We start from the raw sequence: 15,574 nt of genomic DNA, 5'->3' as shown, positions 1-15,574 counted from the left end.
GCCGAGAAATTCGCGCTTACGGTCATTCTGCGAAGTATCGAAGCGCATCAAAACGCGTTGTGGAGACACGTATTCTTTTCCCAAGGATAAAAAATCGCCCACAAACTCGGTGCCAGTGAACGTTTTCGAGCCCGGTGCTGTTGATGCCGATCATTGTAGGGACAAAATCCAAACGATTAGGCGGCGCAGCGATACCCCTGTAACCTGGCAAAGAAATTACATCCGCACATCCGTCCACCAGCCAACGTACGTGACTACGGATCGTTTCGTAAACTACGCCAAAAGAACCTCATGTCCGCCGGTGCTCTCTGGGTGAAGGTCTACTCCCAATCGCTGCCTGCCGGATCACGGTCACGTTTCTTCTCAGTGTCGATCGCCATTTTCGCCTCGTCAAAGTCGGCCTCGGTGGCCGGCGGCGGCTCGGTACCGAACTTGGCACCAACTAGTTCGAAGCAATAGAACATGGGGAAGTGATCGGAGCCGATTTCTCGTAGGCGCTCGATTGTCACCAACCTGAAGTCGGTGCTGTGGAAAATGTGATCGAGAGGCCAACGCAGGAACCAGTAGTGCGCATGGAACGAATTGAAGAAGCCGCGTCCCTGCCGAGGGTCCAGCAACCGGGAGATCCTCAGGAAGCGCCGCGTGGATCGAGACCAGGCAACGTCGTTCAGATCGCCGGTGACGATCACCGGCCGCCTCTCCTCGCGGACCTCCTCGCCAACGACAAAAATCTCGGCGTCACGTCCCATCGTGTCTCTGGTGGGAACCGGTGGTTCAGGATGAAGTGCAATAATACGCACGGCGTCGCCGTTCGAAAGTTTGGCAATACAGGTGATGCTCGGAACTTGATCGTTCAGGAGAAATCGTACTCTTGCGTCGTTCAGTGGAAAGCGGCTCGCCAGAATGATTCCGTAAGAATTATCGAGCGGGTGCTCGACGATTTCTGCAAACTCGGCAAGACTGGGCGCAAGGGCTCTCGCCCAGACCTGATCCGTTTCCATGAAGATGGCAATGTCCGGACACCGTTCGCGGACCAGGTCCGCGACCCGTGAATGGTCCTGGTTGCCCTGTTTGACGTTGCAGGTCAGCAGTGAGATCGTCGCGTCTTTTTCTGGATCCGACCTCGCATCCATAGTCTGCTTGCGCCATAGAGGGGTAAAGGGGAGCACAAAAATGATCTGAAGCATCAAGGCAGTACCGGCGATGGCTAAGGAGAGAACACCGGTTGGAGTACCAGGCTCGGTAAGGGTGACGATCCCCAACACAAGCAGCGAAAGCCCGATAACCTGCAGCCGCGCGAAATCGAAAATGCGGATCAACCCATGCGTAATAGGTACCATCGGCAATAGGCTGGCCAGGACGCAAATCCCTGACAGAACAAGCAGTGAAATCGGTAACACGGATACCTCGCTTGGTGCTCCAAGGCTGCTTGAGTTATTGTAGTTCAGCCCTTTTTTCGAGGACGCCGATATCACCTTCACAGGGTACAGAAGCGCCATCCTGACAGATGCCATCCTTCTCCCGGGAGGCGAAGTCCACCCATTGTCTCATACGCGTTACGACGCCTTCAGCCCATCGGTCAGTTGCCGCCCCCACGCAGTCGTGAATGGAATCAACCGCGATAACACTTCCAAGCGCCAACCTGCCTAAAAGGCATAGGCCGCTTTGGACACCACCGTCCTGACCGATCAGTTGCCCATCTGCGCGCACCTGTGCCCCGAGGCCCCGCGCCACACTACACAGTCGACCTTCGTCCATCAGGTTCATTATTACCGGATCACGGGATTTCTCCACCTCCGGCGGAGGCATAACGGCATCTATCATCACGGTAGCGGTGACCGACGCATTGCCGTTGATGAGCCGCCAGCCTTCGTCCACCAGTTCGAAGTCCGGATCATCAGCCGCTCTGAGGTCGACCATCCGCGCGTTAATCAGAATGAGAAGTTCCCTGGCGGAGCGAATGGGTGGACCGTAGGAAAACCGCTTCAGGCCTTCATCGAAGTCGATTATAGCTTTCGCTGTGAGGGCATCGACCCGTTCCGGATTGAAGGCACCACGAAGCTGATTCTGCAATTTCCGCCACAGTTGACCGATCACATATCCGGGCGATGGGCGCACGATCCCAGCAGCCATCCGGATGCCGATGCGCAACATATCGACTGAAGCTAACGTTTCTTGCGCTCCCGGATTTTGCCGCTCGATCGCCATCCATGCCTGAACATCCTGCTCCCTGGCATCGCTTCCTGCCTCATCGAGTATTCGCAACGCTGGGGCCACCAATGCGTCGGTAATCTGATGCAATGCCCTTTCTGGCTTGACAGAAATGGCTTTGCCAAGTGCTTTCTCAAAAGCAGCGGCCTCAGCCGGCGTAGGGTCGAATCCAGCGTCGAGAGCTGCGAAGGCAGGTTTAGGTACCGGAGGCTGTCCGTTCAACGAAAATGGCACAAAACGCGAAGGCTCATGACCCGAGGGATAATAGTGCCCCGCATCAAAACGGCCGCCAAGACCGCACGTCAACAGGCGCAGGACATCGAACGTAGACAGTCCAAGTCCTCTGATGGCAACTGTGCGGCCGCCCCATCTCCTGGCGGCATCGAGCAACGCGTTTGCTGGATAAGCAGGATGAAGTGCCGCATTTACCATGCCAGCATGGAATCGCCAGCAGGCCAGTTGATCGTCCTGCAAGGTTTCGGGTTGGCCTTGGGTGAGAAGCACTTCTTCATAAGGACCGCTTCGGACACTGCCGAATTCGAGCCACCATCCGTCGCAACTGCGAGAAATCCTTTGGACTTTCGATTTATGCCTGCAAAGCCTCAAGTTTGGGGCGTTGCCGGCCATTTCCTCGTAGCGGGCGACGAGATAGCGCCCGAGTTGAGCCCGCGAGGGATAGGAGTCGGGATCGGCTGCGGATGATGCGTAATTGCAAAAGTCGCCGAGCCGGGTGCCGGAATATTCCGGCGGCAGCAGGGAAATCTCACGGACCGGTAGATTGAGCAGACAGTGCTCGCTTTGATCGGGATCGAAATTCGGTCCCGCACCAGGGCTGGAGACGGGGTCGAATAAGTCGACGTCAATAGTAATACCGGCGTCTTCGGCCTGCTTCGCCAGCGCTTCGAGTGCACCGAGGCCCCGCGGACCGTTTCCTATCACTGCGATGCACCGCTTGGAGTTTGTCATGTTTCCACTTGGTTTCCCGATGCGATTTCCCCCAGGGCTGAGGTCATGTTGTTGAGTGTCGAACGTGCACAAGAGGCGAAGTTCATTTTTTTCAACGCGCTGCGTGGGGATAGGTTCCCGGACCAGGGCCGGTATCAGAAAGTGGATACACTGCCATACCCGGAAGCGACCGATCTCCGCTCTTGGCGGCAAACCGCCAACCGTTGCCTGTTGGCAGCGCATTGAACAACACCAACCCTTTCAGCAGGCGTGGAATGTAGCTTAAACCAAGCCGAAAACTATCCAATGAATCAGGAGAACCACACAAACTGAACAACCATCGAACTGATTTCTAGCCAAACCAGCCTATTGCCGAACAAATTTCATGGAAACCCAGCCGATTACGGGCCCGGCTTCAACGACGCACCAGCCATCGCGACACTGCGGTAAGATCCTGATGCCACAAGTTCCGGCAGGAATTTCGTGGATGCGTCCGTAGCTGCTGCTGGGTCCGACCCGCACATTCAAGCTCGTACTAACGTTTTTGAGGCACCCGCGTCGGTTCGTTGTCAGGGCAGTTCGCTCTCCTTCATTTGTAGTGAAGGTCAGGTTGGCATTTGGTCCCTCGTAAACGTTGTCGACGACACGGCAGCTCATGTCGGACATTACCGGAGCTGCCCCGTTCAGCTTGAAGTTGGTGCCGGCTTTAAAATCGCCGTAAACGAAATAGTCTACCGTTCCACATTTCGCATGGAAAATCCGGGACATTCCTTCCAGGTAACCATTTGCAACTTGACCATTGAAAAGCAATGTTCCGCGTTTGACGCCATTGGCTTTCAGACGGGAGCGAGGCGTTTCGTAAAAAATCCTCACGTCGGATCCGGTCACGGTCAGACGCATGCCTGAGCCGTTGTGGTCATAGAAATACTCGGCGGCATCTGCCGGTACCAATGCCAAGAGCAGTGGCAGGCCGGCAACGAGGCCTGCCAGGGGCCGCCAGATTACCCGCGGGAGAATGCATGAAGTGACCATCGTCCACATCCTCAATTCTGTTCCGGGACCAGATAACGCGCTGGCAGCCACCCGCTCCGGCCATCGGTGGTGACGATCTTGCACCAGTGCCGGGCAAGCGTCTCCAACTGCTCCGAGCGAGCGGCTTCTTCGAAGCGGATGTTGTCGATGTCGCGATCGCACGTCATAATCTGCATGTTGACGGCATCTGCGCGCAACATGGCCGTCTCGTGGTTCTTTCGCGATGGGCCGTCGCGTAGCTTGACGGTGCGGCCGCTTGGCACATCGCGAAATTTGTAGGTGTACTTGTATATGCCGAAGCCCGGCTGGTCATAGAGATCGTCCTCAGGCCCGGCATCTTCGCGAGGCGCCCCCAGGTCTCCACCCGTCTCAGATGCATCGCCCGGGCCCGTGGGTTTCAAATTGATCAATGTGACCTCGTCATCCACCACCATCGTCCCGCGCGGATGCGTCACCGTGCTAGAGGGCAATTCCACAATTATCCTGCCGCTGCGTCGTTCGCCCGATTGTCCCGAAAATGCGGTAATGGTGTAGGAAACGGCCTCGTCTGTCCTGGAATGAAACCGGTACTCAGTCTTACTGGACTCATTGTTTCCGAACAGGCCAATCAATTCACCGGTTGCCGACAACTCGCGCCCTGTCTTTTGAAAGCGTATTGCACCAAGAGGCTTGCCCCGTTCGTCGAAGATGCCGAAAACCTCCGTTAGCTTCCTGTGGTCATTGCTTGCGGGGCGCTCGTTCGGTGAGTTGCGCCCACTCTCCGGGCCGGCGGCGCCGGAAGAGCGGCTATCTGCAATCAACCTTTCCGCCCATCGGATATCAGACAGCGCCCCCAGATAGCGATGAGGGTCTGCAGCCAGGTCGGTTGGAATCTGGTTCGAGCAGCCCACGGAATCGCATAGATGCTTGCCTGGATCGGCGACGTCGGTCAGGTCAAGTCCTCTGTGACGGCTCCAGACCCTCAATGTGCTGTATTTGAGGTCCTCCTGAATGGCCATCAATCGGTCATTGCCGTCCCCTGGCAGACGGAAGGCAATCAGGAACTGCTCGAAGCTTCCGTGCGCCACGATCCTTTGGCCTGTCACACGTGCGGGCACGTGCCCGTCTGCCCCGCGCATTCGCAGCAATTCCTCGCAAAAACCCGGTTCGACCTCAGGTTGGCAGATGCTGTCTGATGGTACGTAGATACTGATATCTACCGCACCGGTGTTCGAGTGTCTGTTGTGGGTTATGTCGATACCGATGCTGGCGACCCCTTCCGTCAGTGCATTCCGGTACCCCCGGTGCCATCTGCCCCTCTCGATCGCCGTGTTCGGGGGTGGAGTGCAACAGCTCGGCTGAACAGTGAACCGCAGCCAAGCGGCAAAGTCATTTTCGACAAATTGCGGATCGCCGTCTGGGATGGCGAAATGCCCGAGTTTTGCGTAACGTAATCCCGAGGTTTCCAGCGACGTGCGTTTTCCGGTCCAGCTCTTGCCGGCACCGGCGGGCGGGATGCCATCCGCAGACCAATTCCAGAAACCGGAAATGCGATCGCCGGATTTCGTCCATCGTACCAACCCCCACCTGCCGTCAGAATACATGTAGACGGCACGCAGTTCGTTTCCGGATCCGCTGGCCCAACCCTCAATGGTCCCGCGCTCAGCGTAATCGCCGTAGACCCGGTTTCCGTCCTGTTTCAGACGAAGCTGGCCGTATGTCGTATCCCAGTTGCCGGACCATCCCGCGTTCGCGGCCACAGTCGGCGCCTGAAATGCAATCAGAAAAAACAGGGAGGCAACCACCAGAAGGCGCATCATCTGCGTCGTTCCTCGATCTCGAAGCTGAAATTGTCGACATACCTGTAACCGGCCGATCCGCCCTTGTAGGTTTTCAGGATTTCGTCGACCCTTCGTTCACCCGAGGGAAGCGACTGTTCTACCGTCAGCGGGCCTCCGGGATGGACGCATGAATAGAAGATCTGACAGCTTTCCCCTGCATCGCTGTCGACGCAACCGCGAAAGTGACCATCTCCAAGCGCCGAGTATGCAGGCAGCGGCATCGACTTGAACGGTTCGGGGAATTCGGGCGTCCCGCGCGACACCGTACAGGTTACCTTTTCATCGCTTTCCCAACTTGAGCATTCCGAATACATGATCTGCTCATAGGTGCCGGATGTGGAATCAAATGCCTTCATGCGCATGGAACCGCCGGCTTCGATTACGGTCGGCGTATTCACGCATATGTCGTGTGCCTGGGGACGCACGCCGTCAATCGTGTCGTGTCCGGGTACTGCTGCATAAATGCCGAATGGAACATTCAGCTTGTTGATTTCAATGATGGTTCCGGGTGCGTAGGCGCCGGAACCGGTGTCCTGGGCCTTTTGTCCCTCCAGGCTGGCCTGATCTTCCACCCTGACCATCACCCCTTTGACGGGATTTGGCGCTGTGGGATCGAAAACGACAGTAAGCATATCGGAGAAGCCCGCTGGAGCGGTGTGAATTTCCAGGATTTCATTGATGGCAAAGGTCTTGCGTTCGCCGACCTCAACGGCTCTCATCAAGGAAGGATCGACGGCGAAGCTGCTCCCGGAGCAGTTGCTGCTTCCACAACATCCATCCAGCAACGTCACGGTAACGTCGCCGCTGTCAGCGCGTTCGATCAGAGCCGATGCCTGGTTTGTGGAACGGTGGTTAAAGGTGAGACGTGCGGCCCCGGCAGAGGCATAAGCCGGCGCCAGCCCGTTTCCCGCATCCGGATCCGATGCCTTTTGAGCCCCCTGCGCCTGATTGTCTTGGCCTTCGGGCGGCGATTTTGCCGAGCTTTCCGTAGTTCCATTGAGCGATGCCCGTTCCACCAGACAACCTTTGTAGGTAACCTTCAGAATTTCAACGCAGCCGTTTTCCCGGGTTTTCAGTAACGCCTCCTCATTGTCAGTAAGACGTTCGCCCTCACCTACCTTGACCGTCAGGTCCTTGTAGTCACCTGGCACGTGCACCAGGATCTCGCTGCGGCGGGCTCCGTACCCTTCGCCTCCAACGTTCAAACCCCATTCTCCGGTCGGCAAGTAGAAAGGCGCCAGTCCGGAATCGCCCGCTCCGCCGCCGCTGACCCAGTAGCCGCTGCCTTTTGGCATCTTGTCATACCAAAAGGTTGTCTGACGCTTTACAGGGGCACCATCTGCCTCGCGGGCATCGACAAACACCCGGGTCGCATCAAACGAAAAATCCAGTTGCGTTGCGTCGCCGGACTTCACTTCGACGAGACGTTCGGCGGAAGTACCGCTGTCGAGATTGCCCTGTACCAGGTAGTGGCCGGGCGAAAGCGGCAACGTGAGACTGTCCAGGGTTGCGGTTGCAGCCGGTTGCTCTGTCTTTTTGCCGTCTCGGATCGGAAAGATTGCGAAATGGACGCGCGGACGTGATCCCCCGACCGCGGTCGGAAAGGGTTCACCCTTGACGATCGGCAGACCGGGATTGACATAAGGGTTTATTGTCAGCGCACCTGATAGGCTCGCTTCAATGACATGGTCGCCGTCTCCTTCCGGAACTTCGAATTCGTAGCGCACGTCATAACCGCCTCGACTTCCTCCATCGCGGCGGAAAACACCAACATAGTGACCCGGCGAGAGGACGGCATTGGCTGAAGCACCGTTGGCTTCAGGGTAGGCGAACTCGAAGGCCGTGTCCGCGACAGGATCACCGTTTTCGGTTTCTACCGATCCGGACAACTGGCGAATTCCGATCTGGGGGCCGTCCGGAGTATCGCGAAAGATGAAAGTGACGTTTCGGTCGGTGGACGTAGCGGGCCCGAAATCGTCTTCGCTTGCGTCAATTTCAGCGGTGACCGTTTGCTCAAGTGCATCACGCAGGGCGTTTGCATTCCCGGCTGAGAGATATAGCCCTCCGGTATTTTCAGCCAGACACTGGACCTGTTGACCTTCTTCCTCGGTGAGGCCGAAGCCGACCACATGTGCGGTGAAGTTGATACCGAATTTCTCGAGTTCGGCGCCCAGAGCGCAAGGGTCGGCTTCACAAGTCTCGATGCCGTCGGTCACCAGAACCACTGTTGCGGCGTTTTCGGTGTATCGCAGCTCCTCGGCCGCCTTTCGTACCGCGTCCGTCAGCGGCGTTTTACCGCGTGGAGTAATTCTGCTTGCCGCGTCGATGATGGCGGGAACTGTCTGGTTGGCGGGACCGACCGGCACCAGGGACTCAATATCGGTGCAGACCCCCCTTTCGCGGTGTCCGTAAGCGATCAGGCCGATTTGCATCTCGCTGCCGGATTCAGAGAGAACGGACGAGAGGGTCTCCCGCGCAATCTCGATCTTCGCACGGCCATCTATCTGACCCCACATCGAATTTGAACCATCAAAGACCACAATCGTGTCCACTGACTGTGCATTGACCTGACCTGTGCAAATGCTGCCGGCCAATATGAGGAAGACCAGCGCAAGGGCGTCGGAGAACCTGGAGGATAGTCGCAGACTGCTCATCGGCTGATCTCCGCGGTCAACACGCGCTCACGTGAGGCAGTGAACGGTCCGGCAAGCCAAACCACTTTCGCGTTCTCGTACGCGCAACCCGCCATCGCTGAGCGTGTTGAACTAATCGAAGAGGCCGCCAAGGAATCCTGAAATTGCAATGTCTTGTTCATCGTACGCATCCCGTACCGCGTAATCCGGTTCGGGATCCTATGAACCTCTCCACCGACCCGCCTCACCCATTTGAGTGATATGCAGCCCGATCGTTGCTGTTATCGGACGAACCAGCGGAACCGTTCAGAATGGAAGTTGAAGATGACGGATCAAGACTGGGATCCTTTTGAAGGCACGGTTCCCCATGAACGGGATGTTTTCCGAGCTTTTGCGGTCGGAAAATGGGAGCGAAAACACAAGGTCGTGGGGATGCTCGGCCTGAGCGGACTGATTTTATGGATAGCCCTGCCTCTCATTGGATTGACGAATGTCAACTGGCTGGGCTTTGCCGCGGCCATGGGGGCAGGTTTCTGGATGGCACTTACCATCGACACCGATTTTTCCGGTGACGCCGGCGCCAAGGATGTAATAAATCCCTTGCATCGAACCGCTGCAATGGTTGCGGAACGCGCTGACTGGGGACTTTCTCTCATTCAACCGGCAACGACACTGAACATTCCGAAGGGCAAGGCCCTTGGAAATATTCCCGTAGACCTGCTCAGGAAACTCGCCCGTGAGGTCATGCGCAAGAATGGCCGGGAAGGACTGCTGAGCGAGCGGCAATTGTCCGATCTGGCGCAGATCGATCTGCGCAAGACTCTTGAAAAGAGCCCATCTTTTCTTCTGATCGACAGGCGGGTCTACTCACTGACCCAGGACGTCAAGCCGGTGGTCATGCCCAGTCCTGTCGTCGCCATGCCCGTTCATGTCCGGGCGGTATTCCGATGGCAGCGAAACGGCCTCCCCTTGTGGACTGGGATCGGCGCGTTCAAGGGTGATGTCAGGCATCCGAACACGCAGGGCGGCAGGGACTTCCGAAATGACGTGTACACGCTGGCTGCGATTTTTGCGTTCCCACTGTCACGCGACACCGGGCTCGACGTAAGCATGCTCGCTGCGTTTCCTTACATCCAGGGTCGGGACCCGCAGCTCGATGGACAAACCTTCAACCGAATCTACCACATCAGGTTGCTCAAGGGAGACGAATTCGCGCTGTATCGTGCCTTAACGCCGGCAGCCCAAACGAAGTTGGTTGATCTATTTGTGTCGAACGGATCGGAAATGCTGATCCGTGATCAGATGGTATTTGTCCGTGCGCTTTTCACAGTACCGATGAGCAATAATGCTGAAAAAGTCGTTCAGGTTGCAGAGGAATGGCATGACAAACTTGGCGCATTCGCTGACGAGCTGGTCGAGCTAAGAACATACTTGGATTAGCCAGTCAATTCAGCCGTTCGACAGGCACCAGATCCAGCAGACATCAGGGTTCGAAAAATTCGCAAGCCAGTTTTCCAACGGTCTTGCAGTTGCTGCAGTCTATGTATTCTGGCTGTCCGTTTTGCCCAATCCGCCGACCGACTTCTGCATCTTCAAGATAAGGAGCTGTTATGCCGAAATGGATGGATGAGGTGTCGAAGCGGTTCCCCCCATACGGTACCAACGCAACAGCGTCCGCCTGCGCTCCCGGTCGGGCACAAGCTTTGCCCCAGATTGCATCCGCGCCGTCAAAATGAGCCCACCGAGAGAAAACCCTCTGCTCCTCGCGCAGAGCGCCTGTAGATAAGACAAGTCCTGCCCGTCCGCGCACGATCCATTCGCGGCGCACCAGGAAACCGGTAAATTTCGGTGATTGGTGAGCTTCTCGAAAATCCTAGTCTCACCGCGAAACTGTCCGATACAGGTGAGTTCAGACAGTTCGGTTGCCTTGCTGGACTCGCGAGGTCCGAGATGGGTTCTGAAGCGCGCTGAGCCCTCCGAATTCGCCAAGTAGAACTGAGCCCTGATGAGGCCACTATCGGACTTCGACAGGACGACCATGTAACGCACGCCGCCGTAAGTCATCTCCGCGGAACCGATGACACCATTAAAGAGATAGTTCTCGAGCGGCCAGGACCGATTCACGGATCGCCGAGTTTCTTCACAAAACCTACGATTTACGTCTGGTGGGCACTGACCGAAGTGAGCGATGTGTAGCCGTTTGTCGCTTCCAAGAACCAAGTCACCGCTTTGCATGTGACGGTCCTTGCGCGTCGCCGGCATCTCCATCCGGTTCTCGATGAAAGCGAGGATGTGACCAAACCCTTCGAGCGGATAAAGGTCTTGTGTCGCGACCGGATAGCGACGACCGTCGTTGTCTCGAACCGCCGGAACATCAGATAGCTTCGGATTTATTCCGAGTTCGCTATCGAGGTGCAATCGCGTCCGGATAAATTCAGCTTCAAGACGCTGATCCGGCAAACCGCGAAGTCGGACGAACCAAGTGTCATCGCTGAATTCGAAGCGCCCGAGGCCGTATTGACCGTTGAAGCCATAATCCGCGATCTGGACACTATTGCCTTCCAGAGCGCTGGCCATTGCGCAGAAATCGCGGGATACTTCACTTGGGATCGAATGACAGGCCGCGTAGCTGTCGAAAACAATCTGCTCATTACCCGGATCGGAGCGGACCAGTTGAATGACGGCCAGTGGAGGTTCATTCCGGGGTAAAAGGTCCAAGAGGTAGCCAAAGCCGTTCTTTGGAAAAAGATCATCATCGGTCCCTTTGATGGGGCCGAGACTGTTTGCCCGGCTGTGCCCCTTGCCCGGAGATAGCGGTACCGCCACCGGTGACAAACCATTGCGCTCGACGCCAGTCGATGTTTTGCCGCTCTCCTGATCGTACGACGTGTTCAGGCGGTTGGAAACCGATCTATTGTCCAGAGCATTGGCCAGGTTTCCGTCCGTCGGCCAGAACGGAGCTGTGCGCGAGTCTTTGCCGGCCCCGCCGGCTTCGCTGCAATCGACCGCAAAGAACGCATAGGTCCCGGCAGTACCCCGCACCCCAATTTCCCTCACGCAATCGTTGACGACCCGAAAAGTCGCATCGATGTTGAAGCCGCGATCGCCGGCCGCAAGTGTGCCGGAGAATTCGCGGCCACCGAGACCCGCCGAGAGATTGCCTGCGAGCCGCAATATACCGTAGCGGGCAGCATCCTCACACATGCGCGACCAGCCCCAGGCATCGTCTCCTTGCGGCTCCGAAAAAGCAGCGGCACATTGTCGGGGATGCTTCGCCCAGAACTTCATGTCCACGCGGAGTTCGTTTGCCTGTGCAAGCGTTACGAACCCTGCGAACCTGCCGTCGCCCCGATCAAGCATCACGCGCAACGGTACGCCGTTCTGGTCCAGATCTTGATTTTTCGGCGGCAGCCTTGCATCCGCAAGAGCCGCAGAGGTAGCGAAGATACTTGCTGTGAAGGCATGGAGCGCTCGCTCAAATGTCCCCTGAACAGTCATGGCCGCTACGAAATGCATCAATGAGGTTTTCATCTCATAGTGTTCGAATAGCCATCAAAAAACTGCATCACTCAAATGAGTGATGCGAGCCGCGGTGAAAGCATGCATCTCCTTCCGCCGAATGGAGTGGTTCGTATGACCAAATTTCGCTGGATCTTGAATACCGGTCTGATTCTCGGCTTGATGGTGCTACCCGGCATACCGCACAGCATTGCATCCGACTGCGACCGCGACTTTTACAGTCACAACGGTTCGATGATGGAAATTGATGCCTGTCCGGATGGAGGTTTCACCATCAGTTACGAAAATCCGAAAGCCAGCTTGCGCAAACACGGCGTGGATCCAGGAACGCTGCTCTTCGAAGGCCGCTTCTGGGACACCGGAGGCATGGGACTGCGCAAGGTGACCGGCACCGCCCGCCTCTTCAAGAACGGTTGTCCACCGGCTCTGTATCAGGTCGACGGCTACTGGCTAGAAGACAATGTACTTGAGATGAGCGGTGCTGCACCTGTCCGCAGGAAAGGCTGCCAGGCATCAAGCAGGCGTCGGGACGATTTGCGCTTCGTGCCGATGTAGGGCCGGAAGTTTGAACAACTTGCACTAGTCACGCAGCCGATGGACAAGCCCTTGTTCATCCAATCATATTTGAGGAGGTTCTGATGACGAACCACATCACTATCATCATGTGCGCTGCTGTCCTTTTCGCCGGTGCTGCCCAAGCGCAGTCGCTGTATACTCCATTGTCGGGTGGCGGCAATTATTCACCCATGGACTGGATGCCGGAAGAACTGAGATCCAGTCATAGTGCACACCAGGACGGCCATTTGGAGGTGGACGGCGAGATCGAGATTTCTCTGACGCCGAAAGAAGGAGAGGCAGTCTACACGATGCGCTTCCTTTCAGGTCCTGCAGCAGCTGCAGCGTCCGAAATGCTCGAATTTGCGGAAGGCGTTGCCAGCGAAAAGGGTGAAGCAGCGGCTGCCGAGGTTCTTGATCTGGATTTTCCGAACGGTGTTCCATGCTTTGGATCCCGCGAGGACATCCAGATCATCTGTGCACTGGACAATCTTGCATTGGAATTCGGTGGTGAAAACGTCGAATATGACACACTGCGCGGTCTCGCCGACCAGATGGCGCCTCTGCAGGCCATTGCCGCCGCAAATTGATTGCGTTTGTATTCACCCCGGCCGATTTCGCAGAACGACGGGTGCTGTCCTGGTAAACGCTCGTTCAGCCAGCTGGATCGACCAGATAGGCATGCCACGATTGGTAACCGGATTGGCGGGTGAGACGTGCCCTTTGTGTCGACCAGCTGGAGTGGAACGATACCGCCAGCTGCTGAAGACAGAGAGTGAAAGCTGCCGACATCACCTTCGTGCGTTTCTGGTCGGCGTACAATTCACCTGCCGGCAATCAGGCCGATAGGCCCGTTAAGCAATCGCGCTGCCAGTCCGGTCTGCCCCTGAACGCCGACTTTCTCGTAAACACGCTTAAGATGCGTTCTGGTAGTGTGTATCGAAACTCCGAGACTTGCCGCGATGTCATTAGGGGAAAGACCGTCTATAACCCCGCAGGCGACTTCCGCCTCCTTCGTCGTGAGACCGTAAGCAAACTCGAGGAGTTCGCTCCTCAGGCCGTGCTTATCCGATGAAGCGTTGTCTCGGACGATGATTGCTCCCGAAGCGCCACCACGTTGCAGCGCTGTCTGCCGCAACGCCTGGGGTCTGAAATAGAAGCCGACCGCCTCTCCTTCAACGACCAGAAGGTCTTCCTGTTTTCCGGTCTGTACCGCCTTTGCAAAAGAAGCCGTAACAAGGCTCTTGACCCGCCGGGTGAGCTCGTGCTCATCCCGGAGGTAGGCGTTGTTCCCTGCACGGTCGCTCATCTTGCAAATGATGGTCCGGAAATGGTCATTGGCGTATGAAACCTGCAGATCATCACTGACAATTGCCATGCCTATGTCAAAACGGTCGATCACGTATTGCAATACCGCACCCACGGCTGCAGATTGCATGATTTGTCTGTTCAGCTTGTAGGACCGGTCCCAGTGCGGCATGAGAGCAAGAACGAGCGATTCCAGCTGCTGTTCGTTCAGGTCGGCGTCCCTGGATACTGCATAAGCGACTCGATAGAGGACCTCCGTCCAGCTGTTTTCGTCGTTGATCGCATTGTAGCAGAGTTCGACCAGTGCATCGGCGCTCAGTGTCTCATCCGGGTTCTCCAGTCCGAGTTTAGCAAGTATATCGGAACTGACGTCCCCCAGGTTCGCGGTAAGAGCCTGTTTGTCTTGACGCATCACCGCATTGTCACGCGTCCAATCATCGATAATCCTGGAAATACCGAGACGCCTCTCTTCGATGATTAGACCGGATCGCCCTCCTTCTACACAATATGAAACCGTGTCGATGACACCCATCCGCTCGAAATGGGAGCGCATCGGTTTGACGAACCGACCGCTTGCGGTCATCGGATCATCTCCTCCGTACAGCAGCAGAATCCGCGTTCCGGGTCTTACCGTCGCATCACGGGGCCATCGCCAGGCCTGCTCGATCCCGCGAAACATTTCGTAGAAATAGCCTGTCGTCGGTGTCGGCCACGCGTATTCGTCTGCCAGCAATTCGTCCGTGATAGACTGATCCGACGAAACGACGTCGATAAGCCTTGACCGGTCTTTGAGTTGCGCGCCAAGGAAGCTGTACAACTGGTACAACAGCAGTTCGTCGGGCCGATCTTGAGGATGCGCCAACGACCTGACCTTGGCGATGCTTCTAGCCATGCGCATCAGCGCAGGCTGATTGGGTGGCGGGGCGACAAATACGATTTGCCGCGCTAAGTCCCCCCATTTCTTCAGCACTTCCAAGGCGAGCGGTGCGCTGATATTGGGAGCGACCAACATTCGTTCACACCAGTCGACACCATCGAAGGCTTTTTCCAACGAAAGGTGAAAGTCCGCCACAACGCTTTCCCAGCCGGAATTAATCTCCATGTGCGCCAAGGGTGCGCGTTTTCCGGACGAGTAACCGTGACCACGCAAGTCGGTCGCGTGAACGTTCCATCCCTTCTCCGCCAGTCCAGTCAGCGTATCGAACAAGCTCAAAGAATGCTGAGCCTGACCGTGGCTCACAAACGCAGTACCTCGATATTCGCCAACTGCCTCCAGTTGCCTTGAAGTCAGCGTCACTCCCTCTGGAGTGACCTGATGAGAGCTGATCATCTTGCCGGCAAAATCCAGACCATTGTCGAACATACTCGCTATAGGCCACTAGCTGCTATTTGTTTTCGATGGAGGATACACAACGTAGACCTCGAGTAAACGTTTGATTTTGCGTAACCTAGTGCTGAGAAAGATACGGAAATAGGTGGGTTGTCAACGAACTAACCTGATCCACGCCTTGCGCACTCAACTGAGTTAGGTCGAATTAATCGATAAACTGG

The 15,574-nt window shown here is 56.4% G+C and carries 10 protein-coding genes; 3 read left to right on the top strand and 7 right to left on the bottom strand.

Annotated elements, in window-relative coordinates; genetic code table 11:
* Positions 1-320: 320 nt before the first annotated feature.
* The 5 genes from Q666_RS53705 to Q666_RS65050 all read right to left on the bottom strand — a co-directional run bounded on the left by Q666_RS53705 (position 321) and on the right by Q666_RS65050 (position 8,662).
* Positions 321-1,499, bottom strand: a complete 1,179-nt coding sequence (locus tag Q666_RS53705; protein ID WP_161633192.1) for an endonuclease/exonuclease/phosphatase family protein — start codon at positions 1,497-1,499, stop codon at positions 321-323.
* Entirely contained in the window at positions 1,435-3,177 is a 1,743-nt protein-coding gene (locus tag Q666_RS65625; RefSeq protein ID WP_161633193.1) for an FAD/NAD(P)-binding protein, read from the bottom strand. Before Q666_RS65625 ends, Q666_RS53705 begins: the two co-directional genes overlap by 65 nt.
* Positions 3,178-3,522: 345 nt before the next feature.
* Complete coding sequence (locus Q666_RS65055; RefSeq protein ID WP_022998170.1) at positions 3,523-4,197, bottom strand: SH3 domain-containing protein; 675 nt, start codon at positions 4,195-4,197, stop codon at positions 3,523-3,525.
* A gap of 2 nt (positions 4,198-4,199) precedes the next feature.
* Positions 4,200-5,987: a hypothetical protein gene (locus Q666_RS53690; RefSeq protein WP_022998171.1), complete on the bottom strand. Its 1,788-nt coding sequence runs from the start codon at positions 5,985-5,987 to the stop codon at positions 4,200-4,202.
* Positions 5,984-8,662 (bottom strand): VWA domain-containing protein, encoded by a 2,679-nt coding sequence (locus Q666_RS65050; RefSeq protein WP_022998172.1) that lies wholly within the window; start codon positions 8,660-8,662, stop codon positions 5,984-5,986. Before Q666_RS65050 ends, Q666_RS53690 begins: the two co-directional genes overlap by 4 nt.
* Positions 8,663-8,965: 303 nt before the next feature.
* On the opposite strand from Q666_RS65050, the gene Q666_RS53680 reads away from it, so the two are divergent.
* Positions 8,966-10,081 (top strand): hypothetical protein, encoded by a 1,116-nt coding sequence (locus tag Q666_RS53680; protein ID WP_023014568.1) that lies wholly within the window; start codon positions 8,966-8,968, stop codon positions 10,079-10,081.
* A gap of 168 nt (positions 10,082-10,249) precedes the next feature.
* Here Q666_RS53680 and Q666_RS53675 read toward each other — a convergent pair whose 3' ends face one another.
* Positions 10,250-12,172: a hypothetical protein gene (locus tag Q666_RS53675; RefSeq protein WP_022998174.1), complete on the bottom strand. Its 1,923-nt coding sequence runs from the start codon at positions 12,170-12,172 to the stop codon at positions 10,250-10,252.
* A 102-nt stretch (positions 12,173-12,274) separates the two neighbouring features.
* Here Q666_RS53675 and Q666_RS53670 point away from each other — a divergent pair, with 102 nt between their 5' ends.
* A complete protein-coding gene (locus Q666_RS53670) occupies positions 12,275-12,715 on the top strand; it encodes a hypothetical protein (protein WP_152533398.1) in 441 nt (146 codons plus the stop codon).
* Between the two features lie 83 nt (positions 12,716-12,798).
* A complete protein-coding gene (locus Q666_RS53665) occupies positions 12,799-13,305 on the top strand; it encodes a hypothetical protein (RefSeq protein WP_022998176.1) in 507 nt (168 codons plus the stop codon).
* Positions 13,306-13,538: 233 nt separating this feature from the next.
* On the opposite strand, the gene Q666_RS53660 is transcribed toward Q666_RS53665, so the two are convergent.
* Positions 13,539-15,386, bottom strand: a complete 1,848-nt coding sequence (locus tag Q666_RS53660; RefSeq protein WP_022998177.1) for an alpha/beta hydrolase — start codon at positions 15,384-15,386, stop codon at positions 13,539-13,541.
* Positions 15,387-15,574: the final 188 nt, after the last annotated feature.

Origin of the sequence: Labrenzia sp. C1B70 (assembly GCF_000475395.1) — a bacterium.
Taxonomy (GTDB): Bacteria; Pseudomonadota; Alphaproteobacteria; order Rhizobiales; family Stappiaceae; genus Roseibium; species Roseibium algicola.
Note: the sequence above shows the minus strand (reverse complement) of the source record. Positions and strands in the feature narration are given on the sequence as shown.